Here is a 26,040-nt window from a genome sequence, read left to right on the forward strand (position 1 = left end):
TTTTATTTTACGCCTTCATTTAAAACATCTAAAAGATTAGATTTTTTCTTTAGTTCCTCATTTTTAAATTTAGCTTCAAAACTATTTCCTACTAAAGGTTTTGCATCGCTTTGTGGCACATGGCATTGTGTACAATTAAACCTTGCATCACTTATCATATCTTTAGTAGATTTGTTTTTTCTTAAGTCAAAATAATGGCTACTTGGAAGCGGAGTGGCTCCAACATCTTTAGCTATAGCTTTATCATGACAGCTTAAACAAATATTATTATCCTTAGTAATTGGAAGCATATCCTCTAAAGTATGTGGAATTAATGGCGGAGCATTTTCAAATGATCTCTCAATTAAAACAGATTCTCCAGCCATTGCTTGAGAATACTTTGCATCCAATAACTCTACATTTTCACTTTCTAAACTTGTTTTTCTTAAACCTATATCTTTTGAATCAACACTTTTAACAGCAAGTCCGCAAGCACTTATTAAAACAGCTGCTGCTAAGGATAAAAAGATTTTATTTTTCATTTTCTCTCCTTAAATTTATTATACTAAAACCTAAAGCATCATCACCGCAAACATCAACACATTTTCCACATCTTATACACTCACCTGATTTTACATCTTGATTTTCTTTACCTATCATCCAAAGCACTTGCTTTTCAGGGCATACTCCAAGGCATTTGTAACACTTGGTGCATTTTTGTAAGTTATATCTTACTTTTAGTAATGAAAAATGCGAACTTAAAGCCCAAAAAGCTCCTAAAGGACAAAAATGCGAGCAAGTAAATCTTGGACTAAAAAATATATCTATACAAAAAACAATCAAAGCTACAAAAAGCCAAGAAATACCGCCAAAAATAATCCCTCTTTGGATTATTCCTATATAAGAAAATTCCTCAAAAACAGGAAAGGAAAAAAGAAAAGAAAAAATCAAAACAAAAGCCAAAACATAATAACGCAAATTTTTATTTACATTAAAAATCCTTGCTTGATTAAAACCTAATTTACTTCTAATAAAATAAGCAAAATCAGTAATGATATTTACAGGACAAACCCAAGCACAAAACGCTCTTCCAGCAAAAATAGCATAAAATAAAAATACTATCAAAGCACCACTTAAAGCCATTAAATCTACTTGCAAACTTGCTAAAGCAAGTTGAATAAACGCAAAAGGATCACTTAAGGGCGCCGAAGAAAATAAAACTGAAGAGCTTAAATTTCCTTTTAATATAAAATTAAATACACCAAAAGAAAAAAAAGTTAAGATAGACAATTGCACTATTCTTCTTAAAATAAGATATTTCATAACAATTCTCCATCATTAAGATAATCTTTAGCCTTGTTTTTATTGAAATTTTTATCTGTGTTTACATCTTGCAAGCGTTTTTCATCTTTTTCATCCCAACCTTTGATGTAATTATCCCCAGCTTTTCCCAAGACAAATTCTCTAGGTAAAACTCTAATAGCAGCTTTTTGCGTTATACAGGCTTTCTCACAAATCCCACATCCCACGCATACTTCATGATCTACTACAGGTAATAAAAATGCGTGCTTTGCAGTTCTTTCATTGCGTTTTATTTCAAGCTTTAATGCTTTATCTATCAATGGACAGGCTCTATAACAAGCATCACATTGAATTCCCCAATAAGCAACACAACTTGCGCTATCAATTATAGCTATACCCATTTTTGTTTTATAAATTCCATCATTTTGCTCTAAATATTTATGATCTAGCGCATTTGTAGGACAATCTCTTATACAAGGTATATCCTCGCACAATCTACAAGGATTTTCTCTTGCTATAAAAAAAGGTGTGCCATTTTTAGCACTATTTTCTAAATTTGCTAGTTTTAAAACATCATAAGGACAAGCTTTTACACAAAGTCCACATCGTATACATTTTGATAAAAATTCTTTTTCATCATCTGCCCCAGGAGGTCTTAAAAAATACTCCTGATTTGAGCTAAATGCTAAACTTGCTAAAAATGCACTTCCGCTTCCTATACATAAAAGCTTAAAAGTAAAGGCTAAAAATTCTCTTCTATTTTTCATTTTTATGCTTTAGTAATTTTTACGGCACATTTTTTGAAATCTGTTTGATTAGACAATGGGCAAGTTGCATCTAATGTAACTTTGTTTATATATACATTTTCATCAAACCAAGGCACATACACAAGCCCTTTAGATGGTTTATTTCTACCACGAAAATCTACTCTAGCTTTTACTTTACCACGGCGTGATTGTACCCATACGATATCACCTTGATTAATTTTCATTGCCCTAGCATCATCTTCATTCATATAACAAAGTGCTTCAGGTACTGCACGGAAAAGCTCAGGAACTCTCATAGTCATAGTTCCACTATGCCAATGCTCTAAAACCCTACCAGTACATAACCAAAATGGATACTCTTCGCTCGGTCTTTCAGGAGCTTTCATAAATGGTCTAAAGAAAATTTTCACTTTGTTTTTCAAGCTATATTTTTCTTTAGTCTGCGGAGCCAGCAAATCTCCTTTTGGTAGTTCTTTAGCGAATTCACCATAAAATGCAAAATCTGAATTTGGAGCTGCTTTTTTAGCATAATAATCAAATTTAGTATTAAATCTCCATTGTGTTTCTTTACCATTTACTACAGGCCATCTTAAACCTCTTACTTTATGATAAGTATCAAAATCCGCTAAATCATGGCCGTGTCCTAAACCAAATTTACGGTATTCTTCCCAAAGGTATTTTTGAACGAAAAAGCCATAGCCGGTAAATTCTTTACCATCACTACCTATAATTTTTCTTTCATCGCCATTAACATCACTATTATCAAATCCTTTTGCAATAGAATCGTTTGCTTTGAAAGATTTTGCTTCTTTGTTTGCAAATAATACATCATATAAAGTATCATCTTCACTATAACCCATAGCTTTAGCTTCTTCTAAAACACTTGGCAGAGTAAGTTTATCATTTACCTTAGTTTCACCCCAAACTTCTTTTAATTTAAAGCGTTTTGCAAATTCCATAATTTGCCAAGTATCACTCATAGCCTCACCTACAGGCAGCACTTGCTGTTTCCAGTGTTGAGTTCTTCTTTCAGCATTACCATAAGCACCCCATTTTTCATAAATCATAGCACTTGGTAAAATTAAATCTGCCACCTTAGCACTAATTCCTGGGTAGCAATCACTCACAACGATAAAATTATCCATTTCTCTAGCTGCTGCTATCCAGTGATTTGCATTAGCAGTGTTTTGCCAAGGATTATTTACTTGCACCCAAGCAAATTTGATATTTCCATCTTCTAAATCTCTCATGATTTTTAAGTATGGAGCACCTGGTTTAGGATTGATTGTTTTTGCCGGAACTTTCCAAATTTTTTCGCTAATTTCTCTGTGTTTAGGATTTGCAACGACCATATCAGCAGGTAAACGATGCGAAAAAGTCCCTACTTCTCTTGCAGTTCCACAAGCACTTGGTTGCCCTGTCAATGAAAACGCACCGCTACCTGGCTTAGCTTGTTTACCAAGTAAGAAATGTACCATATAAGCTTGTTCATTCACCCAAGTACCTCTTGTGTGTTGATTAAAGCCCATAGTCCAAAAACTTACAACTTTTCTATTTTTTTCTATATATAAATTTGCTAATTCTTGAAGTTTTTTCTTAAATTCTTCAATGCTTTCATCTTCATTACCTTTAGCAACTTTAGCAACATAATCAAGCGTATAAGGTTCTAATGCTTTTTTGAAATCTTCAAATGAAATTTCCCAATGCGCATCAGAAGCACTTTGGTGTTTCATTTCAAATTTATCACCTGTTTTTACTCCTAAATAAGCCAAAGATACCGCTTCTTCTTCATCTACAATAATAGCATTTTGTTTTGCTACTGTATCTTTCTCACTTGCTTTAAATTTAGGATGGTTTGGATTATTTCTCATTCCATAACCAATATCAGCATAGCCTGTTGTAAAGATACAATGTTTTTCAATAAATTCTTTATCCATAGCTTCAGGATGATTATAAACAATCTCTCTAGCGATATAATTCCAAATAGCTAAATCAGTATTTGGCTTGAAGATGATTTCAGTATCTGCTATATGAGAAGTTCTATTAGAAAAAGTAGATAAATTTACAATTTTGACTTTATCTAAATTACTTAATTTTCTATCACTTACCCTTGACCATAAAATCGGATGCATTTCTGCCATATTTGCACCCCAAGTAATAATAGTATCAGTAAGCTCTATATCATCATAACAGCCAGAAGGCTCATCAACTCCAAAAGTTTGCATAAAACCAACAACTGCACTAGCCATACAATGGCGTGCATTTGGGTCTATATTGTTTGATCTAAAACCAGCTTTTACTAATTTTGCAGCAGCATATCCTTCTTGTATAGTATATTGACCGCTTGCAAAAATTCCAATTCCTTCAACACCTTTTTCTTTATAAGCTTTTTTAAATTGTTTTTCCATTTCATCAAAGGCTCTTTGCCAAGAAACTTGTTGAAATTTTCCATTTTTATCAAACTCACCTTTTGCATTTACGCGAAGTAAAGGTGTTACTAAGCGATCTTCTCCATACATAATTTTTGCATTAAAATAACCTTTAATACAATTTAATCCACGATTTACAGGAGCTGCTGGATCTCCTTTTACAGCAACAATTTTACCATCTAAACTTGCAACTAAAATTCCACAGCCTGTACCACAAAATCTACAAACAGCCTTATCCCAACGCCATTTATTCTCAGTATTAGCAAGTACACTACTTGGAACACTAAGACCTGCAACACCACAAGCACTAGCAATAGCGGTGTTTTTAATGAAGTCTCTTCTGTTCATTATATCCCTCGTTATTGTTTATTCAATGTATTTTAATACATCTAAAAAATATTACTACATTAATGATAAAATTTAAATTATAAAAAAGAATATTTTATAAGTATTTATAAATAGGAGTTTTTTAGTATATTTTTAAATATTTTTACATATTATAAACGCTAGTTAATTCTAGCGTTTTAATTGATTTACAATTCCAAGCATATCATCACTTGTAGTGATTGCTTTTGAGCCTGCTTCGTAAGCTCTTTGTCCTGTAATAAGATCAGTCATTTCCTCTACAAGTTGAACATTACTAAGCTCCACAAAGCCGTGTTTGATAACAGAAAAACCGTTCTCGCCCGCTATACCTGCAATAGGTGCCCCACTTGCATCAGTTTCTACTAAAAGATTATCCCCTAAAGCATGTAAACCTGCAGGATTGATAAAATTTACAAGTTCAATTTGTCCTATTTGAGTTTCAGCTGTATTTCCTGGCTGCATTACTGAAACTGTTCCATCGCTTGCAACATTTATAGCAATAGCATCTTCAGGTATAGTCATTTCCGGTAAAAGTCTATAACCATCTGAATTTACTATGTTTCCTTCAGCATCTTTAGTAAATTGACCATTTCTAGTATAAGCTATAGTTCCATCAGGCATTTGAATTTGGAAAAAGCCATTATTACCAGCAATTGCCATATCAAGACCTGAAGTTGATGTTTGTTTTAAACTACCTTCACTAAAAATTTTACTTACAGCTGTTACTCTTGCTCCAAGCCCTACTTCAATGCCACTTGGATGTTTTGTGGTGCTTGAGGTTGAAGTTCCTGCATATTTCATCGTTTGATACATCAAATCTGCAAATTCTGCACGCGATTTTTTATAACCTACTGTATTAACATTTGAAATATTATTTGAAGTCACATCAATTTGTGTTTGTTGTGATACCATCCCTGATGCTGCTGTGTATAATGATCTTAACATTTTATCTATCCTTAGTTTATTTAGTACTTGCTAATTTATTAATAGCTTCTTGATTTAAATCATCCATATGAGATGTCATAACTTTTTGATACATCTCAACCATTCTATTTGCCTCAATTAATCCTACCATTTCTGTAACTGGATTAACATTTGATCCTTGAGTAAAACCTTGCTTAATGGCATTTGAATTTGGTAAATCTCTAATCTTGTTTAAATTATCAATTTTATACATATTATCGCCATCTTTTTGCAAATCTCTTAAATCATCAACTTGTGCTACAAATAATCTTGCAATATTTTGATTAGCTGCACTGATAATTCCATTTTTATCCACATTAATAAAAGAAGTAGAATCTCCTATGCGTATGCCATCATTTTCGGGATTATTAAAATAATCACTACTTAAAACTCTGTATCCTTGACGATTTACCAAATAACCCTCATCATCAAGTTGGAAATTTCCATCTTGACTTAATCTTATTTCACCATTATTTGTTTTAATCAAGTAAAAAGTATCTTCGCGAGTAAGAGCTAAATCCAAAGGATTATGCGTCATTTTCATAGAACCTACGCTAAAATTTGTATAGACATGATTAACCTGCGGAACTCTATCTATAGTTGTATTAACAAATCTTGCAGCATCTCTTGTGTGATTTTGTATAGGTAACTCATCTTGAGTTTCTTTAAAAATCCTTTTAAAATCTGCAATAACAACATTATCTCTTTTATAGCCACTTGTATTTACATTTGCTAGATTGTTAGTTACAACATCTAAGCGATTAAATTGCGTAACCATAGCACCGGTGGCTTGATAATACCCATTTTGCATTATTTTTCCTAACTAAAATCTTAATTTTTCACCAACAAAGCAAAAGTCGTTCCAAAATATTTTTATTTGTTTTTAATTAATTTTTAGGCATAATATTTAGTTTTACACTCATTACTTAAATACAAGGGGTATCCATGGCTAATGAAACTAATGTTTTAGAAGAACTTTTCAAAGAAAATTTTAAAGATTATATCACATATGAAAAACTTGTCAAGTATTTTGCAAAGCTTCCAAACGCAACAAGTGCAAAAAAAATCCGTGATCTAATGGATAAATATAAAGTAGAATTAATCTCTTCAGCTGAAATTGCCAAAAAAAGAAATTTAGAAGAAGCAAAAAAGCTACAAGAGGAAAAACAAAAATTACAAGATACAAGTTTGGAAAATGAATTTGATTTAGCCAATGAAAATGATTTACTTGAGTGGAGCAGATCAGACTCTCCTGTAAGAATGTATTTAAGAGAAATGGGACAAATTGCTCTTTTAAATAAAGATGAAGAAATTGAAATTTCTAAAAAGATTGAGCTAGGCGAAGACATTATCATCGATGCTTTTTGTTCTGTGCCTTATTTGATTGATTTTATACTTGATTATAAAGAACCTTTAATTAATAGAGAAAGAAGAGTGAAAGAGCTTTTTAAAAGCTTTGAGGATGATGATAAAAGCGATGATGATAAAAGCGATGAAGAAATAGACTCTGAAGAAGAAAATGAAAATGAGGAAAATGAAAATTCTAATGAAAAAAAACCTAAAAAAACAAATAAAAAAGAAGATGAAAGAACTCTAAAAGTCATAGAAAGCTTTAAAGCATTAGAAAAAGCAAAAAAAGAATGGTTAAAAACTATATCTACTATTAATGCAGAAAAAAATGATGATGAACTATTAGATAAACTCATAATTGCTTTTAAGAAAAATATACTAAAAGAAAAACTAATGGATCTAGGTCCAACATCAAAACTTATTTCTGAAATAGTAAAATCTATGGAAACAGCATTAAAAAGTGATGAGGAATTTGATAAAGAATTAAAACGCTTGGAGTATCGCTTACCGATGTTTTCAGAAGAATTAAAACAAAGACACCAAGATATTTTAAAAGATATTACCAAACTTAGCAAAGAAGAAATAGCCGAGCGTGCTTTAGAAACTACCATGGTAAGCACTTATATGGAGATTAAAAAACTTATTCAAACTAAAGAAGCTAGTCAAAATTCTTTTGATTTAGAAAAAGATCAATTAAAAGAAATTCTAGAGCAAATCAAACGCGGTAAAAAAATATCTGATGAGGCTAAAACTAGAATGGCAAAATCAAATTTACGCTTAGTTGTAAGCATTGCCAAAAGATATACTAACCGCGGATTACCATTTTTAGATTTAATCCAAGAAGGCAACATAGGCTTAATGAAAGCGGTAGATAAATTTGAATACAAACGCGGTTATAAGTTTTCAACCTATGCAACTTGGTGGATTAGACAAGCTATTTCAAGAGCAATTGCCGATCAAGCAAGAACTATAAGAATTCCTATTCATATGATAGAAACTATCAATCAAATCAATAAAATCATTCGCGAGTATTTGCAAAAAGAAGGTAAAGAACCGGATGTAAGTATTATTGCAAAAGAAGTAGGACTTAGTATAGATAAAGTAAAACAAGTTATTAAAATTACTAAAGAACCAATTTCCCTAGAAGCACCTATTAGCAACGAGGATGATGGTAAATTTGGAGATTTTGTAGAAGATAGAACCTCAATTTCACCTATGGATCACATCTTAAAAGATGATTTAAAAGAACAAATTGATGAAGTTTTAGATCAGCTTAATGATAGAGAAAAGGCTGTTATTAGAATGCGTTTTGGCTTAATGGATGATGAAAGTGATAGAACTTTAGAAGAAATCGGTAAAGAATTAAATGTCACAAGAGAAAGAGTAAGACAAATAGAAAGCTCAGCTATAAAAAAACTTAAACACCCAAAAGTTGGTAGAAAACTTAAAAACTACATAGAAGGTTGGAAATAATCCTTGCTAAAAAAGCAAGGATTAGCTATCTCTAAAAAGCTTCGTTGCTAAGTGCGTCGCCCTGCTGTGATCAGTATCTTTTTTCAAGGTATTAAAAATTCTACTAATATACTCTTCTAAAGTTTGTTGAGAATTGTTGATTTTTTCTGTCTCATTTAAAATAACCTTACGATATCTTCCCTCGTTGTCTAACTCATAAGCTAAATCATTGTCGCTTAATTGTAGTTTTAAAATTTGAGCCAATTTTGCACGAGAATGCTCATCAAAAATAGGAGTCATTAATTCTAGTCTTCTTTCTAAATTCCTTGGCATCCAATCAGCGCTTGAAATAAAATAATTTGGTGTTGTATGTTTAAAATATAAAATTCTAGCATGCTCTAAATATTTTCCCACTATACTTCTAACTCTTATATTTTCACTATATCCTTTTACTCCAGGTCTTAAACAACAAATTCCACGCACAATAAGATCTATTTTAACACCTTTGTTTGAAGCCTCATATAAAGCTTTAATCACATCACCATCTACCAAAGCATTCATTTTGGCTATGATTACCCCATCTTTTCCATAGCTTGCTTCAGTAGCTATCATATCTAAAATTCTTTCTTTGATTTGCTTTGGACTCATTGATAAAGTCTTTAAACGACGACTTTTGCTATATCCTGAAAGTATGTGAAAAAAAGTTGTAGTATCTTGAGAATATTCTTCTTTTGAAGTAAAATAACTCACATCAGTATAAATTTTAGCTGAACTTGCATTGTAATTACCCGTACTTAAATGATTATAAATTTTTAATTTATCCCCTTCTTTTCTAATCACTTGAGCTACTTTTGCATGCACTTTAAAACCAGTGATTCCATATACCACATGAGCCCCTGCATTTTCTAATGATTTTGCCCAATGCAAGTTATTTTCCTCATCAAAACGCGCTTTTAATTCTACCATTACAGTAACTTGTTTGCCATCGCTTGCTGCATCAATTAAAGCTTGAACTATGTTTGAATTTTTTTCTACTCTATAAAGAGTCATTCTTATAGAAACAACCTTAGGATCTTTACTTGCCTCTTTGATAAATTGATATACAGGCTCAAAACTCTCATAAGGTTGTATAGCCAAAATATCTTGTTTATCTATTGCACTAAATATAGATACATTATCCCCAAAAGGTGGTAAAATTTTTGGTGTATACATAGGATTTAGCAAATGTGTAAATTCTTTGTTGGAAATGATTTGCCATAATGAAGCTAAATTTAAAAGTATATTATACTCATAAATATCTTTATGAAAAATATTCATATGAGAACTTAAAAATTCAATCAACTGCTCATCTGCGCCTTTTTCTATTTGCAAGCGTATAAAAGCACCTTTTCTACGAAGTTTTAAACCCTGCTCTAAAATCAACATAAAATCATCAGCTTCTTCTTCTTCTATTTCCATATCTGCATTTCTAGTTACTCTAAAAGCAGCAGAAGATAAGAGCTTATAGCCAGGAAAAATATGCTCAGTATGATAGCGTACTATACTTTCTATAGGCACATAAATATTAGAACTTACTTGATAAAATCTTGGTAAAACCCTAGGTATGCGTATCATGCCAAATTTTAAAAGTTCAGGGTGCATAGGATCACAAAGTTTTACCGCTAAAGAAAATGAAAGGTTATTTAAATGCGGAAAAGGATGAGTTGCATCAACTGCAATTGGAACTATCACAGGAAAAATATTAGAAAAAAAATGCTCATTACATTGCTGTTTTAAATCCTCATCAAGTTCTTCGTATGAGCGAATAAATAAATTTTCTTTTTCTAAATCTTGGGTATTTTTAGTAAAATACTGCTCTACTACATATTTTTCTTCATGTAGATAATTTCTAATAGCTTTAAGTTGCGCAAGAGGAGTCATTTCATCATTGCTTGTTGTGCTTATTCCTGCCACAAAAAGTTGTTTTAATCCAGCCACTCTTATCATATAAAACTCATCTAAATTTGTACAGTATATAGCAATAAATTTAAGTTTTTCAAGCAAAGGAAGATCTTTAGAGCATTGATCTAAAACACGAGAATTAAACGCAAGCCAAGAAAGTTCTCTGTTAATATACATTGATGGTTGAATTTGCATGATATACCTACCTTTATTTCTAGATATTTATATTTTAGTATTTCTTTCATTAAAATTTATTTTATTTGTATAATAGTAAATATAATTATATAAAAAAATAACACTTTTTTTATCTTATTAAAAAAATAATAAATGATTAATAAATATATATTTACTTTTTTACCTTTATGGTGTTATATAATTATACACAAGTTCTTGTAACTTAAACTTCATTCAAAGGAGAGACTTTGAAAAAAGCAAACTCAAAACTTTTTGCTGTTTTCCTCTTCTTACTTGTAATTTTAGCAGGAGTTGGAATGTATACTTTCCATAATGCTAAGGGCACTTCTTATTTTAGCGATGCTAGTGAAAGCTGTAATAATTGCCATATTATGAACGAGGTTTATAATGATTATTTAAAAGCTTCGCACTCTAAAGAAGTTGATGGTAAACCAAGAGCAACCTGTAATGATTGCCATTTGCCACATAGCTTTTTTGAAAAATGGATTGCTAAAGCTCAAAGTGGCTTAGGACATGCTTATGCATTTACTTTCAAACTAGATTCTTTACCTACACATTTGAGTGCAAATGCAAAAAGTAAAGAAATAGTCCAAAATAACTGTATAGAATGTCACAAAGAAATTGCGAGTAACACTATCAACCCTACCCTAGATCCACATAAAGATAATGCTTTAAGTTGTGTATCTTGCCACCAAGGTGTTGGTCACAAGAGAGGATTTTAAATGAAAGGAGTATTTAATGAATAACAAAGGCATTTTATATAGTGCTATAAGTGCTACTATAGTAGCTATTGCAGGTGTATTATGGCTTAATCAGGACATTACAGCTAAAACAAATGATTCAGTAGGCGGGATCATTTCACAAGAAATTGTAAAACTTGGTGATGAAAATCCTACTTTTGATTACTGGGGAAAGAACTTTCCTGATTATTTAGACATGCACACAGCAGTAGAAAAACAAACACCTAATGCAACAGAATTTGGTGGAAATTTAGCTTATTCAAAGCTTATTCGCTATCCACAACTAACTGTTCTTTGGGCAGGTTATCCATTTAGCATTGATGCAAATGAAGAAAGAGGACACTTTTGGGTTCAAGTAGATCAAATGGATACAGCTAGAAATAATAAAGATTTCTTAAATGCACATGGTTTTACAGGATTTGGCGGTCAACCAACAGCTTGTATGAACTGCCATAGCGGATGGACTCCATGGCTTTTAAACAACACTGCAAAAGGCGATTGGGTAGCATTTAACTCTGCAAAATATTGGACTATGGTTAAAACTATCCCAGCTGTAAATGGAGCTAAAGAAAACTCACCTGAACACAGCGGACCTCATGGTGGAAAAAGAATGGGTGTAACATGCGCAGATTGCCACAACCCAACAGATATGAGTTTAAGACTTACAAGACCAGCTTTAATTAAAGCATTAATTTCAAGAGGTTATGAAGCAGACGAAAAACAAGGCATTAAAGCTTCAAGAAGCGAAATGAGAACTTTAGTATGCTCTCAATGTCATGTTGAATACTACTTCAAACCAACAGGCACTAAAGTGAAAACTATAGGCGAAAGTATTGCTAATGATAGTTCTAAAAAATGGTGGAATGGCACTCAAAAAACTTACGATGAGTTTGATTCTTGGAGAGATGGTAACAAGCCAGTTGAAATCGAAGTTGATGGTATAGAGCTAGCATTTCCATGGAGTGAGTGGAAAAAAGGCGAGCCATTTAGAATAGAAATGATTGATGATTATTATGAAAAAAATAGAGAAAATTTTCCAAGTGATTGGGTTCATAAAATCACAAAAGCACCAATGATTAAAATTCAACACCCAGAAAGCGAACTTTATAGTGGTGGAGTACATGCTGCAAATGGTGTAAGTTGTGCAGATTGTCATATGCCTTATATTAGAAAAGGTGCAAAAAAAGTTACTAACCACAATATTACTTCACCTTTAGTTGATATTAACTCAGCTTGTAAAACTTGTCACACTCAAAGCGAAAGCTATCTAGCTAAACAAGTAAAAGATATTCAAAATTCAGTAGCTCATGATTTAAGAACAGCTGAATATTCTTTAGTAAGCTTGATTAAAGATGTAGAAACTATTCGTGCAGAACTTGGAAAAATGCCTAAATTTCAAACTGATGGCAAAGCAGATGATGCTAAAATTTCGGCTGAATTAAAAGAAGTATTAGAACTACATAGAAAATCTCAAATTAGAGCAGACTTTGTAGGTGCTGAAAACTCAACAGGTTTCCACAATCCTAGAGAAGCTTCAAGAATGCTTTTACAATCAGTTGATATGTCAAGACAAGGACAAACTAAGCTAGCAGAAATTGCGGCCAAAAATGGCATTAAAGATTTCAAAACTTCAAATTTAGGTTTTGAAGATATTCAAAAATTAAATCCAGGTGAAATTCACTATAAAGTAGATCTAAATGGTAATAAAGCAGGTGATCGCTACTATAAACACCAAGAAGTAAATGGTAATCCACCAGCAAAACTTCTTGAAGATGATAAAAATCTAAAACCTTATAATTATAAAGTAATAGATTAATCAAAATAAACCCTCATAATTGAGGGTTTATTCTTTTATCAAACTTACATCCTCACCTTTTAAAATTTTATTCATAGTGTTCATAGCACACATTTTTCCACACATTGAGCAAGAATTAAGCTCTTCAGGTTTTCTTTCATTAAACATTTTCTTAGCCTTTTCTCCATCAATTGCTAATTTAAACATTTTTTCCCAATCAATATCTTGTCTTGCTTTACTCATTTCATCATCTATTTTTCTTTCTTTGGGAAGCTTGGCTATATCTCCTGCATGAGCTGCTATTTTAGTTGCTACTATACCATCTCTTACATCTTCTAAATTTGGAAGTCTTAAATGTTCAGCAGGAGTTACATAACAAAGTATATCAGCACCAGCTGCTGCTGCAACTGCTCCACCAATTGCTCCACTTATATGATCATATCCTGCACCTATATCAGTAACTAATGGTCCTAAAACATAAAATGGAGCTCCATTGCAAATTCTTTTTTCAAGTTGCATATTAGCTTCTATTTCGTTAATAGCCATATGACCAGGTCCTTCTATCATCACTTGCACATCTTGAGCCCATGCTCTTTTGGTTAGCAATGAAAGTTCTATAAGTTCAGCAATTTGAGCTCCATCACTTGCATCATGAGTACAACCAGGTCTTAGTGCATCACCCAAAGAAAGTGTCACATCAAATTCCTTACATATAGCAAGCAAATCATCATAATATTCATAGAATGGATTTTCAGCATCATTCATTTGCATCCAAGCATAAAGAACCGAACCTCCTCTTGAAACTATATTAGTAATCCTATCACACTCTTTAAAAACCCTAGCAGCACGAGAATTTATCCCTGCGTGAATTGTCATAAAATCCACTCCACTTTTAGCATGATGATATACTACATCTAAAAAATCTTTTGCTTTAATATCTTTTAAATCTTTTTCTAAAAAACCTACCGCATCATAAACAGGCACAGTACCTATCATAGCTTTTGAAGTAGCAATTAGCTCATCTCTAAAACGACTGGTTTTACCATAATTACTAAGATCCATAATAGCTTCTATATTAAATTTGTGAGCCAATTCTACCTTTTTCATCTCTTCACTATAATCTACACAATCATTTGAAACACCTAAATTCACATTTACCTTTGTTTTAAGTCCATAGCCAATACCATTTGGATCTAATGCTTTATGGTTGATATTTGCAGGAATGATGATTTTTCCACATGCTATATTTTCAAGTAAAAAACCTTCACTTACTTGTTCTTTTTGTGCAACAATTTGCATTTGCTTTGTGAAAATTCCTTCTTTTGCATAAGACATTTGAGTTTTCATTTGAATTTATCCTTGAAATAAATTTGGATAAATGAAGGGTATGTGAGTAGTTGATAAATTATCCCAACGCTAGCATTACCTAGTTCTGGTGCGGTCTAAGCTTTTAGCTTACTCTCAGCCTGTATCACAAGCTCCCGTCATTTATGCAAAAGAAGTATAGCAATAAATACAAAACAAAGTTTATTTTTTTGTTTGATTTTTAGCTTGCTTGCTAAAATGTAACAATTCTTCAGTAGTTTTAATGTAAAAAGGAATTTTTTTAAGACAGTATTTTAAAATTTCACTTGCAGCCAAAGCATCACTTAAGGCTCTATGATGCTTACTTTCAATACACAAAAACTCTTTTAGAGCATCAAGGCCGTATTTGGGACTTTCAATGCATTTTTTAGCTAAATCAATAGTACATAATCTTCTATTTAAAAGCACTCCAAAATCATTTTCATACATAGCTTTAGATATAAAATGATAATCAAAACGCACATTGTGTGCTACAAAAATGCTATCTTTTAAAAATAACTTAAAATCATTTAACACAGCTTTCAAAGAAGGAGCATTTTCTACCATATCTAAACTAATCCCAGTTAATTCTGTAATATTTTCAGGTATGCTTTCTACTTTTACAAAACTCTCAAATCTATCAATTTCTTTATAATTTTGAATTTTTACAGCACCTATTTCTAAAATTTGACCACTTTTTATCCCGCCGGTACTTTCAATATCTACAACACAAAATATCTCATCTTTTATTTTTTTATTTTTACTTTTTAAACACAAACAATTTTGTGCATTAAGCTCTACCCCTAGTCCTAAAAGCTCAAAAATATATAAATCAAAATCATAGTGGTTTAATTCTTCTATTTTTGCAAGTTCTTTTAAAACCCAAGGAAAAGGTTTGTTTTCTTTGCTTAGCTTGATGATTAAATCATCGATTTGTTGTTGGCTCAAAATTCAAGCTTTAAAGAATTAATTGCTGTTTTTTTATCTTGCGAAGAAAAAATATAACTACCAGCGACCAAAATATCAGCTCCTGCTTCATCCAAATCAGGTGCATTTAAGCCATTTACCCCACCATCAACCTCTATAAAAACTTTAAGATTTTTCCTATCTATCATTTCTCTCAACTGGCGAATTTTATTATACACCAAAGGTAAAAAACTTTGCCCGCCAAAGCCTGGATTAACACTCATTAAAAGCACCATATCTACAAATTCTAAAATATGTTCTATGCTTGAAACTGGAGTATGTGGATTTGATACAATAGCAGGATGAATGCCGTTTTTTCTTATATACTCGCACACCCTAATAGGATGGTTTTCAGCTTCTAAATGAAAACTAATAAATTTTGGTTTTATAGGTATAAATAAATCTACAAAACTACTAACATTATGCACCATTAAATGCACATCTAAAGGTACTGAAGTAATTTTTGAAATATTTTCAATCACACAAGGACCAAAAGTAAGATTTGGCACAAAATGTCCATCCATCACATCAATGTGCAACAAATCAGCTCCCGCTTGAGATACTTCTTTAATCTCATTTTCTAAGTTTAAAAAATTTGCAGACAATAAACTTGGCGCTACATACATTATATATCTCCAATAAAATAAAAAATAATTTTATCATACTTATTATCAAATTTTCTTTATGTATTTTTAATAATATTTGATTTTTTTAAGCTTGCTTTAGATATAATGCTAAAAATTATTTTTATTTCATAAGGAAAAATTTATGTCAAGAATTTGCCAAATTACAGGAAAAGGACCTATGGTAGGTAACAATGTTAGCCATGCTAACAACAAAACTAAAAGACGCTTTTTGCCAAATTTAAGAACAGTTCGTATTACTTTAGAAGATGGAACTACTAGAAAAGTTAGAGTTGCTGCTTCAACTTTAAGAACACTTAAAAAACAGAGTAGCAAATAATCCTTAATATAAACGAGGAATTATTATGTCTTTTTTGAAAAAGCTACAAAAATTCCTCAATTGGTCCCCCTCTCCAAAACCTTCAATCAACCTCAATGACGAGCTTTACGAGCAGCTTAGATTTTTAAGAATCCCTCTTATTGCTGTCGTAATAATGACACTAATTGGAGCTTTTGGTTATATGCTTACAAGTAATTATAATCTCAATGATGCTATTTACCAAGCTGGTATGACATTTACCACTTTAGGCTACACTGAAGTCAATCCCATACCAACAGCGGGTAGAATTTTTACCGTTATATATGTATTATTAACTTTTACAATATTTACTTTTTGCATGGGTTTAGTGATAGAAATAGTAAAAAAAGGAATCTTGTCTAAAATAATCAAGGAGAGAAGAATGCTTCATAAAGTTGCAAGATTAAAAAATCATTTTGTAATATGCTATCACAATGATTTTACCATAGAACTAGCACAGCAATTCAAAGAAAATCACATTCCTTTTGTTGTTGTTGATGAAATAGAAAATTTTAGCGAGATAGCTGAAAAATACAATTATCCTTATTATATAGAAAGTGCTCCACATACAAATATAGCCTTTTTAAAGACCAATCTTTCTAGCGCAAAAGGTGTAATTACTCTTAGCAATAACATAGCAGATAATATAGCCATCATTGCTTCAGTGAGATTGTTTGAAAAAGAATTACAAAGAATCAATCCTTATTTTATACTAGCTAGCTCAAGCAATGAAGACGAAACTGAAAAACTAAAAAAACTTGGAGCAAATTCCATAGTTTCTGCTACAAAATTGGTCGCACAAAGACTTAGTGCTATGTCAGCAAGACCTGATATGGAAAATTTATTAGAAAATTATCTTTACAAAAAAAATAGCCCTATTGATTTAGAAGAGGTTAAAATTCCTGACGAGTCATGGGTGAGATTTAAAAGACTAAAAGAAATCCATTTAAGAGATATGGCAAATGTTAGCATAGTAGGAATTTTGGAAAATAAAAAATTTACTCCTATGCCAAGAGGAGACACTTTAATAGGCACTGGTGCAAAATTGTTAATCGTTGGTACAGCAGATAGTATAAAAATAGCTAAAAAGATTATTAAAAATAAACAAAAACCTGACGAGTTAAAATACATTTAACTTATTTAAGCTATAATCAATAACAATAAAATTTCAAAAAAGGAGGCTTACATGCTACATGAATTTAGGGATTTAATCACCGAGTTAAAAGGCAAGGATATGCATTTTGATAAGTTGTTTGAAGAGCACAACAAACTTGATCACAAAATCAAAGATGCAGAAGAAGGTAGAATTCATCTAGATAGCTTAGAAATAGCAAATCTAAAGAAAGAAAAGTTAAAATTAAAGGATGAATTAAATACTTATTTATCAAATTATAAAAAATAATTTCTACCAATTTTTTTAACTTTTAAGGATTAAATATGTTTGGAAAAAAAAGTCAATTATCACAAGACTTTGAAAATTTACAAAATAAAATCAAAGAACTAGAAGAAGAAAACAAAAGACTTCTTTCAGAAAAACAAGAATTAATTAAAAATTATGAAAAACAACTTCAAGGAAATTGCGGAAAAACTGAACTTGAAACAAATCTTTTAGAAATGCTATTAAATGGTGTTTTAAAAGGTATTGCAAATGTTCAAAGTGATATGCAGGAAAATGTTAATAAAGCGGAAATGATTTCTCAATATTCTGATTCCTCTTTAAAAGATATGCAAGAGTTAAATTCAATAACTCACTCTATCATATCTTCACTTCAAAGCATTATAGAATCAGCTAATCGCTCAAGAGATACAGCGGGAAATTTACACCGCAGCGTTGATGAGATCACTAATGTTATTAACTTAATCAAAGATGTATCCGATCAAACCAATCTTTTAGCACTAAATGCCGCAATCGAAGCTGCTAGAGCAGGAGAACACGGCAGAGGCTTTGCTGTTGTTGCTGATGAAGTAAGAAAACTTGCTGAAAAAACACAAAAAGCAACTTCTGAAGTAGAATTAAATATTAACCTATTAAAACAAAATGCTGATGAGATGTATGGACAAAGTGAACAAGTAGAAAAAGTATCATTAGAATCTAATGAGCATATAGTAAAATTCTCTAGTAATTTTGCTCAATTAATTTCTAATGCAAATTCAACTAGTTCTCACGCTAAAAGCATTACCTCTGAAATATTCATATCACTAGCAAAACTAGATCATATTGCATTTAAATTAAATGGATATAATGAAATTATTCATGCTTCAGGAAAAACTTTATCTGATCATTTAAGTTGCAGACTTGCAAAATGGATTGCTGGTATTGGCAAGGAAAGATTTTCTGGCGGAAGAACTTTTGGTAAGTTAAATTTACCACATCAAAAAGTACATGAAAATATGAACCAAGCCGTTGCTTTAGCACATAATGAAGATACAAGTGATAAACTAGTACAAAATCAAATTTTAGATAAATGCTCTAATGCTGAAAAGGCTTCTGAAGATTTATTTGGAATCTTTAAAGAAATGCTTGATGAAAAAGATCTAAATATTGAAAATAAAGAGGAAAAATAAAAAGAGGTAAGATTAATTCTTACCCTTAAACCATAAATACGCATACTCAAGTAAAGGAGTTTTTATAGGATTTTCTTTAGAAAACTTTTCAAAATCTTTTCTTTTTATCCATACTGCTTGGATATCTTCCCCCTCAATTCCACCACCATTACCAATTTTATCATCTTCATTAATTTCAGCAAAAAATAAAAATTGTCTACTAACACCTGAACCAAAACCTGTATAAAATTCTCCTATTTTTTCTACAACCTTAGGAGCATAACCTAGTTCTTCAATACATTCTTCTTTAGCTATTTCTTCCAAACTCAAATCTTTATCAACAAGCCCTGAACAAAGTTCTATACTAAATCCTATCTCATCTAAATACAAATTATTACGTTTTTGATAATCCCATAAAGGAATTCTAAATTGCTTTACAAAAACAAAAGAATCTTTTTGAGTATGATATAAAAAAACAGAAACGCTATCTAATGCTTCTATAAAATCCCAAGTGTATTTTTTGTTATCTTTACCTATATAAGTATATCTTTTAGGCTTAATATATTTTGAGTTAGAAAATTGCTCTTCTTGTAAATTTTTCACTTTATGATACCTTTTGCAATTAAATTCTTTTTAAAATTTCTTCAGCTAACACATTAGCTCTTTTGTCTAAAAACAAATTATAGTCTACAAAATCATCGTGTATAATAAAATGAGATTTTAATGCCTCATCGATATTACTATTTTCTTTTTCAAAATATTTTATATACTCTTGAGGATTTCTATCCCTTATAATTCTTTTATTTAAATAATCATCCACTAGCGTTATGTTAGCTAATGCATTTGCATTATCGGTATTGTTTATTCTTTTCAAATATGCTTTTGGAAAAAAATGATGATAATTTTTAGAAGAAGCTATACTGAGATAAGAATTATCTAATCTTACTTTTGAATTGTCGCTAAATTTTTTAGGTTCATTATAAGCTAATATACAAAGAACTGCTTTATCAAAAGCATTTGATGATGAAAAATCTTCTTTTAAAAGTTCAATAAAATAATCTTTTTGTTTGTTTTGCAATGGTAATTCTTTATCAAAATTTACATTTATATTGTTTTTGATATTTTCAATTATTTTTATATCAGAATTTAATTTACTTTCAACAGAAGAAGAAAACCTCCAACTGATTGCACATCTAAAAAAATATCTTTCAATTTGTTTTAATTGAGTATTAGTTGGAGGTTTAAAATCATTAATTCTATAAAAATAAGCAATTGGAACTATTAAAACATAATAAGGCAAAAGTTTTGATACTTCTATTTTAAAATAATCTCTTATTTTATCAATCGCTAATTTTAATGCCTTAATTGTATTATCCCATTCATCTATAAATTGATTTTTATTTATAGATAAAATTGCACTTGTTTTAGAATTTTTTATTAAATTTAAAGATAATAATTGCAAAATAATAGTTTTATTTTCGGCTATTGTTTCATATGCACTAATTTCTAATTCTCTTATGAGATTATTATAACTATCTTCTAAATCAAATTTTTTATTTTCATCATAGACTTTAGCATTCATTATTTCAAATAATGTTAAATCTTTTCCCGTTGTATTAATTCTTGTAAAAATTTCAGTTATTCTTTCTATAGAAGTATCATCAATCTCTATAGTTGAAAATTCATACGATTTTATCCAATCTCTTATTTTTTCTATTTTATGTATTTTATCTAAGTCTTTATTAAAATTATTTACCAAATCCACAATAGAAGCATTCATTAAATCATAAAAACTTATATAATTTCCCTTGCCTTTTTCTATACTGCAAATTTCTTCATTTGTTTCAAGTTTATCTAAATTAATATAGAGTTCTTTGTAATCTTCTTTTTCTATTTGAACGCCATTTATGGCAAGATATAACGAAGTCATTCTTTGTTGGCCATCTAAAACATATAAAACAAAATCACCTTCTTTTATATCATTTAGAAAATAATTACCAATTTTTTTTAATGATCTTAACCTTTCTTTGGTTTTCCACAAAATAAAACTTCCTATAGGAAATCCCTTGATTAAGCTATCAATTAATTTAGCAACTTGCTCTTTTTTCCATACAAAATCTCTTTGAAATTTTGGAATTTGATAAAAACCTTCATTTATATTTCTAATTATATCTTCATACTTTCTTGTAATAGGTTTTGGTTGAATAAGCATTTTAACCTCAGAGATAATACAAATAAAGCAAGGAAAATCCTTGCTTTTAAAAAATTAAGAATGGGTTACATCATACCACCCATGCCTCCCATACCACCCATGCCACTCATATCAGGCATAGCAGGTTTGTCTTCTTTAATTTCGCTAATTGTAGCTTCAGTTGTTAAAAGCATGCTAGCTACCGATACCGCATTAAGTAAGGCTACTCTTTCTACTTTAACAGGATCGATAATACCGCTTTCAAGCATATTTACATATTCACCTTTTGCAGCGTCAAAACCAGTATTTTCTTCTTTACTATTTTCTACTGTATTTACAACTACACCAGCATCAAATCCAGCATTTTCAGCAATTTGTCTTAAAGGTGCTCTTAATGCTCTTTCTACAATAGCTGCACCAATAGCCTCATCGCCTTGCAAATTCAAGCTGATTTTTGATTTTGCTTTGATTAATGCAGCGCCACCACCTATTACTATACCTTCTTCAACTGCAGCTTTTGTAGCACTTAATGCATCATCAACTCTATCTTTTTTCTCTTTCATTTCAGTTTCAGTAGCCGCACCAACTTTAATCACCGCTACACCGCCGCTTAATTTAGCTAATCTTTCTTGTAATTTTTCTCTATCATAATCTGAACTTGTTTCAGCAATTTGAGCTTTGATTTGGTTAATTCTTGCATCAATATTTGCTTTTTCACCTGCACCATTTACAATAGTTGTATTGTCTTTATCAATAATCACGCTTGAAGCTTGACCTAAATCTTGAATACTAGCACTTTCTAAAGTTCTTCCAAGCTCTTCAGAAATCACTTCACCACCTGTTAAAATAGCAATATCTTCAAGCATAGCTTTTCTTCTATCGCCAAAACCAGGAGCTTTAACTGCTGAAATATTTAAAACACCTCTTAATTTATTTACAACTAAAGTTGCCAAAGCTTCGCCTTCAATATCTTCAGCTATAATTAAAAGTGGTTTTCCTGTTTTTTGAATTTGTTCTAAAATTGGTAATAAATCTTTTAAGTTGGCAATTTTTTTATCAAATAACAAAATAAAAGGATTTTGCAATTCAGCTGTCATTTTTTCAGTATTTGTAATGAAATATGGGCTTAAATAACCTCTATCAAATTGCATACCTTCAACTACATTTAATTCATCATTGATTGATTTTGCTTCTTCAACAGTGATAACACCATCTTTTCCAACTTTTTCCATAGCATCAGCGATTAAATTTCCGATTTTCTCGTCTGAATTTGCAGAAATTGTCGCAACTTGAGCTATTTCTTTTTTATCTTTAACTTCACGAGAAAGTTTTTTAAGTTCAGCTACTATAGCTTCGCAAGCTTTATCCATACCTCTTTTAACTTCGATAGGATTAGCACCTGCTGTAATATTTCTCAAACCTTCTTTAAAAATAGCATGCGCTAAAACTGTTGCTGTTGTTGTTCCATCGCCTGCTTGATCAGCTGTTTTACTAGCTACTTCTCTAACTAAAGAAGCACCCATATTTTCTAAAGAATCTTTTAATTCCACTTCTTTAGCTACACTCACACCATCTTTTGTGATAGTTGGAGCACCAAAACTTTTTTGGATTAATACATTACGACCGCGTGGCCCCATAGTGACTTTTACAGCATCATTAAGTTTTTTAACACCTTCATAAAGTTTATTTCTTGCTTCATCTGAAAAAAATATTTCTTTTGCCATTTTTTATCCTTTTTTATTTAATAATCCCTAAAACATCTTCAACATTAAGAACTAAATACTCTTCATTATCAAGTTTAATTTCAGTTCCACCGTATTTTGCAAACATTACTTTATCATTTACCTTAATATCTTCTATTTCTTTGCTTACTGCAACAACTTCACCATTTAATGGTTTTTCTTTAGCATTATCTGGTATAATAATCCCAGAAGCAGTAGTTTTCATTTCTTCTAAGCGTTTTACTAAAATACGCTTTCCTAGAGGTTGAAAATTCATTTTTTATCCTTTCTAAAATGTGCCATTTTTAGCACTCTTTGTTTTTGAGTGATAGAATTATACATTAAAGAAAGTTAATTGTCAATAAATTAAGTAAAATATATCATATAAGTTTAGTCTATATCACTAAATTTATATGATATATCATTATAAAGGTTTCTCATGAAAAAAATTCTTTACATTCTTTTAGGTGTAGTGTGTATAGCATTTCTAGCTATATATACATTATTATTTACAAGCATGGGTAATGCTTTTTTAAAGCCAAGAATCGAAACGATTATTGCTCAAAAAAGCGGTATGAATGTTAAATTTGAAAATTTTAAAATTAGTTTTTCACAACTTGACATTAAAGCAAATATTGATGATAAATTTTTTGCTAACATAGAAGGTGGCATATCACCTTTAAGACTAGGATTTGATTTAAACTATCTTTTAGGACTTAAACAAAACTATATTCAAAATCTTGGCTTAAAAAGTGATAAAGATTTTACATTTAAAGGTAGTGCTGTAGGTAAAAGTAGTGATTTTTTAGTAAAAGGTAATGGATTTTTGTTTGATTCTAATCTTAGCTTAGATGCAAAAATTGTTGATTTTTCTCCTATAAATCTTGAATTTATTGGCAAAAATATAGATTTGGCTCAAATTTTAGATTTTGCTAATCTACCAAGATATGCTCAAGGAAAAATTAGTATTATAAGCGATATACAAGCTAAAGATTTAAAACCAAATGGTAATGCTTTGATTAATTTTTACACAAGTTCTATCAACAATACTCTAATTGAAAAAGATTTTAATCTAAGCTTACCAAAACAAAGCTATATAAAAGGTGAAATAAGATCTTTAATCCAAAACAATGAAGTTATTTCTAAAAGTGAAATTTTAAGTAACTTCTTCAAACTTTATACACAAAAAAGTATTTATGATATAGCAAAACAAAGCTTAACTAGTGATTTTGATATCAAAATAGATGATTTTAATCAATTTTCATCTCTAGCCAAAATGAAACTCCAAGGTAAAAGTCAAATTCAAGGTAATTTACTTTTTGCAAACAATCAATTGCAAAAATTAGATGCTAACTTACTTGGATTTGGTGGTAGCTTAAAAGCTGTTTTAGAAAATAATAATCTTAATATCAATACAACTAATATAGAAGTAGCAGAACTTTTAAAAACCATATCCATACCTGCTTTTATTAATTCTAAATTAGTTTTAGATTTAAAAGCACAAGGGCTTGATTTTAAAAATTTCAATCTAAACACTAGGTTAAACAATGCAAATATAAATGTTATGGAATTTAAAAAACTAAGCAATCTTGATTTTCCAAAAACAAATTTTAACTTACAAGCTAAAGCAAATGCGAAAAATTCTTTGATTGATTATGAAGCTTTACTTGATTCAAACATAGCAAAAATACCTCAACTAAAAGGTTCATATAACCTTACAAACAAAGATTTAAACGTACAAATTAGTGCTTTTATAGATAATCTTAACAAATTAAAACCTTTAACCAAACAAGATCTCAATGGACCTTTAAATTTAGATGCCAAAGTTGATCTTAAGTCAAATCAAATTCAAAATCTTGATGCAAATATTAAAATCATGCAAGGGCTTATCAATGCAAAATCCAATGGAAAAAGTTTACAAGCAAAGATTGATAATATAAAACTAGAACAACTTTTTCCTTTGATAGGAAAAAAAGTTTTAGTATTTGGTGATGTAAATGCAGATATTGACTTAAAGTCACTTGATTTTAACAATATTAATGGTGATTTTAAAGCAAATATTAATTCTTCTTTTAATGAAGTAGAATTATCCAAGCTTTTAGAGAAAAAATTTCCAAAGAATACTTCAGCAAAAATCAATCTTGATGGAAAAATTTCTAAATCAATCATTGATTTTAACGCTAAAGCTCTAAGTTCATTTGCAAATATTAATTCATTAAAAGGTAAATTTGATCTTAATCAAATGGCTCTAGTAAGCACTTATAATATATCATTGCAAGATTTTTCTAAGCTAGGATTTTTAGTTGATAGAAACTTAAAAGGCAAGGCTGATTTTGAAGGAAAATTTGATTTTAAAAACGCTTTAATAGATGCAAGTATTAATAGTAAAAATATATTTAACGGCTCATTAAATGCCACTTTAAAAAATAATATTTTTAACGCTAAAATGCAAAATACCGATCTTTCAAATTTAACTCAAAGCTTAGATTTGCCTGATTATTACCAAGCAAAATCAAATTTAAGCATTGATTATAATCTTTTAAAAGAAAGTGGTGTAGTGCTAATGAATTTAGCCGATGGGCAACTTAAGAAAAATCTTATCACAGGTGCTTTAATGTTACTTTTACAAAAAGATATCACTCAAGATGTATATCGCAACGGTGAAGCCAAAATAAATATCAACAAAAATCTTATAGATTTAAATTTAAACCTAGTGGCTGATAGAAGCAATATAAATATTAGCAAAGGTAAGGTTGATACAAAAAGTACCAAATTAAACATTCCTTTTAATATCGTCATTGATAGAGCAAACTTCAAAGGTGTTATAAAAGGAACAACACAAGATCCTAAAGTAAGTCTTGATACAAAAAGTGTTGTAAATTCTATTGTTAATACAATAGGCGGAAATGCTAGTGATGGTGCTAAAAATACAGGTAAAAAAGTAGATCAAGCAATAGATAAAATTTTTAACAAACTCTTCTAATAAATCTAGCCTTTAAAAAAGGCTAGATTTT

General features: G+C 30.3%; 22 protein-coding genes, 1 pseudogene and 1 riboswitch. Of the genes and pseudogenes, 9 read left to right on the forward strand and 14 right to left on the reverse strand.

Features of this window, described 5'->3' with window-relative positions; translation table 11 throughout:
- Positions 1 to 2: 2 nt before the first annotated feature.
- The 6 genes from L8U04_RS00335 to L8U04_RS00360 form a co-directional block, all read right to left on the reverse strand.
- Positions 3 to 521 carry a nitrate reductase cytochrome c-type subunit gene (locus L8U04_RS00335; protein ID WP_133318733.1) on the reverse strand — a complete coding sequence of 173 codons (519 nt, stop codon included), beginning with the start codon at positions 519 to 521 and terminating at the stop codon, positions 3 to 5.
- A complete protein-coding gene (gene napH / locus L8U04_RS00340; RefSeq protein ID WP_263709164.1) occupies positions 511 to 1,302 on the reverse strand; it encodes a quinol dehydrogenase ferredoxin subunit NapH in 792 nt (263 codons plus the stop codon). The genes L8U04_RS00335 and napH overlap by 11 nt, the downstream gene beginning before the upstream one ends.
- Positions 1,299 to 2,048, reverse strand: coding sequence for a ferredoxin-type protein NapG (gene napG, locus L8U04_RS00345; protein WP_133318731.1), 750 nt, complete (start codon positions 2,046 to 2,048; stop codon positions 1,299 to 1,301). The genes napH and napG overlap by 4 nt, the downstream gene beginning before the upstream one ends.
- Before the next feature lie 2 nt (positions 2,049 to 2,050).
- Entirely contained in the window at positions 2,051 to 4,825 is a 2,775-nt protein-coding gene (gene napA / locus L8U04_RS00350; protein WP_263709166.1) for a periplasmic nitrate reductase subunit alpha, read from the reverse strand.
- Positions 4,826 to 4,993: 168 nt separating this feature from the next.
- Positions 4,994 to 5,788, reverse strand: a complete 795-nt coding sequence (gene flgG, locus L8U04_RS00355; protein WP_133318729.1) for a flagellar basal-body rod protein FlgG — start codon at positions 5,786 to 5,788, stop codon at positions 4,994 to 4,996.
- 16 nt (positions 5,789 to 5,804) lie between these two features.
- Entirely contained in the window at positions 5,805 to 6,617 is an 813-nt protein-coding gene (locus tag L8U04_RS00360) for a flagellar hook-basal body protein (RefSeq protein ID WP_133318728.1), read from the reverse strand.
- A 134-nt stretch (positions 6,618 to 6,751) separates the two neighbouring features.
- On the opposite strand from L8U04_RS00360, the gene rpoD reads away from it, so the two are divergent.
- A complete protein-coding gene (gene rpoD / locus L8U04_RS00365; RefSeq protein WP_263709167.1) occupies positions 6,752 to 8,629 on the forward strand; it encodes an RNA polymerase sigma factor RpoD in 1,878 nt (625 codons plus the stop codon).
- A 21-nt stretch (positions 8,630 to 8,650) separates the two neighbouring features.
- On the opposite strand, the gene L8U04_RS00370 is transcribed toward rpoD, so the two are convergent.
- On the reverse strand, positions 8,651 to 10,744 hold the full coding sequence (locus L8U04_RS00370; RefSeq protein WP_263709168.1) for an RNA degradosome polyphosphate kinase: 2,094 nt from the start codon (positions 10,742 to 10,744) through the stop codon (positions 8,651 to 8,653).
- A gap of 227 nt (positions 10,745 to 10,971) precedes the next feature.
- Between L8U04_RS00370 and nrfH the strand changes: the two genes are divergently transcribed.
- On the forward strand, positions 10,972 to 11,466 hold the full coding sequence (gene nrfH, locus L8U04_RS00375) for a cytochrome c nitrite reductase small subunit (RefSeq protein WP_039618639.1): 495 nt from the start codon (positions 10,972 to 10,974) through the stop codon (positions 11,464 to 11,466).
- Positions 11,467 to 11,482: 16 nt separating this feature from the next.
- Positions 11,483 to 13,300 (forward strand): ammonia-forming cytochrome c nitrite reductase subunit c552, encoded by a 1,818-nt coding sequence (locus L8U04_RS00380; RefSeq protein ID WP_263709170.1) that lies wholly within the window; start codon positions 11,483 to 11,485, stop codon positions 13,298 to 13,300.
- A gap of 27 nt (positions 13,301 to 13,327) precedes the next feature.
- Here the strand turns inward: L8U04_RS00380 and thiC are convergent, their stop codons facing one another.
- The 3 genes from thiC to rpe form a co-directional block, all read right to left on the reverse strand.
- Complete coding sequence (thiC, locus tag L8U04_RS00385) at positions 13,328 to 14,626, reverse strand: phosphomethylpyrimidine synthase ThiC (protein ID WP_263660121.1); 1,299 nt, start codon at positions 14,624 to 14,626, stop codon at positions 13,328 to 13,330.
- A 43-nt stretch (positions 14,627 to 14,669) separates the two neighbouring features.
- Positions 14,670 to 14,774: riboswitch (TPP riboswitch) on the reverse strand.
- Between the two features lie 32 nt (positions 14,775 to 14,806).
- Positions 14,807 to 15,571, reverse strand: a complete 765-nt coding sequence (locus tag L8U04_RS00390; RefSeq protein WP_263662503.1) for a 3'-5' exonuclease — start codon at positions 15,569 to 15,571, stop codon at positions 14,807 to 14,809.
- Entirely contained in the window at positions 15,568 to 16,215 is a 648-nt protein-coding gene (rpe, locus tag L8U04_RS00395; protein WP_263709171.1) for a ribulose-phosphate 3-epimerase, read from the reverse strand. Before rpe ends, L8U04_RS00390 begins: the two co-directional genes overlap by 4 nt.
- A 142-nt stretch (positions 16,216 to 16,357) precedes the next feature.
- On the opposite strand from rpe, the gene rpmB reads away from it, so the two are divergent.
- The 5 genes and pseudogenes from rpmB (at position 16,358) to L8U04_RS08325 (ending at position 19,135) form a co-directional block, all read left to right on the forward strand.
- Positions 16,358 to 16,552, forward strand: a complete 195-nt coding sequence (rpmB, locus tag L8U04_RS00400; RefSeq protein WP_012661734.1) for a 50S ribosomal protein L28 — start codon at positions 16,358 to 16,360, stop codon at positions 16,550 to 16,552.
- Between the two features lie 25 nt (positions 16,553 to 16,577).
- On the forward strand, positions 16,578 to 17,705 hold the full coding sequence (locus L8U04_RS00405; RefSeq protein WP_220566855.1) for a potassium channel family protein: 1,128 nt from the start codon (positions 16,578 to 16,580) through the stop codon (positions 17,703 to 17,705).
- Positions 17,706 to 17,756: 51 nt separating this feature from the next.
- A complete protein-coding gene (locus L8U04_RS00410) occupies positions 17,757 to 17,972 on the forward strand; it encodes a YdcH family protein (protein ID WP_133318720.1) in 216 nt (71 codons plus the stop codon).
- 431 nt (positions 17,973 to 18,403) lie between these two features.
- Positions 18,404 to 18,688, forward strand: a pseudogene (locus L8U04_RS08320) (methyl-accepting chemotaxis protein); the annotation flags it as partial.
- A 99-nt stretch (positions 18,689 to 18,787) separates the two neighbouring features.
- A complete protein-coding gene (locus L8U04_RS08325; protein ID WP_410689985.1) occupies positions 18,788 to 19,135 on the forward strand; it encodes a CZB domain-containing protein in 348 nt (115 codons plus the stop codon).
- Between the two features lie 12 nt (positions 19,136 to 19,147).
- Here L8U04_RS08325 and L8U04_RS00420 read toward each other — a convergent pair whose 3' ends face one another.
- From L8U04_RS00420 to groES, 4 genes are all read right to left on the reverse strand, one after another.
- Positions 19,148 to 19,717 (reverse strand): NUDIX domain-containing protein, encoded by a 570-nt coding sequence (locus L8U04_RS00420; protein WP_263672733.1) that lies wholly within the window; start codon positions 19,715 to 19,717, stop codon positions 19,148 to 19,150.
- Positions 19,718 to 19,736: 19 nt separating this feature from the next.
- Positions 19,737 to 21,326, reverse strand: coding sequence for a DUF262 domain-containing protein (locus L8U04_RS00425; protein WP_263671272.1), 1,590 nt, complete (start codon positions 21,324 to 21,326; stop codon positions 19,737 to 19,739).
- 65 nt (positions 21,327 to 21,391) lie between these two features.
- Positions 21,392 to 23,029 carry a chaperonin GroEL gene (groL, locus tag L8U04_RS00430; protein ID WP_070256698.1) on the reverse strand — a complete coding sequence of 546 codons (1,638 nt, stop codon included), beginning with the start codon at positions 23,027 to 23,029 and terminating at the stop codon, positions 21,392 to 21,394.
- A gap of 13 nt (positions 23,030 to 23,042) precedes the next feature.
- On the reverse strand, positions 23,043 to 23,303 hold the full coding sequence (groES, locus tag L8U04_RS00435) for a co-chaperone GroES (RefSeq protein ID WP_039626536.1): 261 nt from the start codon (positions 23,301 to 23,303) through the stop codon (positions 23,043 to 23,045).
- A gap of 162 nt (positions 23,304 to 23,465) precedes the next feature.
- Here groES and L8U04_RS00440 point away from each other — a divergent pair, with 162 nt between their 5' ends.
- Entirely contained in the window at positions 23,466 to 26,009 is a 2,544-nt protein-coding gene (locus L8U04_RS00440; RefSeq protein WP_263709172.1) for a hypothetical protein, read from the forward strand.
- Positions 26,010 to 26,040: the final 31 nt, after the last annotated feature.

It is taken from the genome of Campylobacter sp. IFREMER_LSEM_CL908 (assembly GCF_025771545.1).
Taxonomy (GTDB): Bacteria; Campylobacterota; Campylobacteria; order Campylobacterales; family Campylobacteraceae; genus Campylobacter_D; species Campylobacter_D lari_D.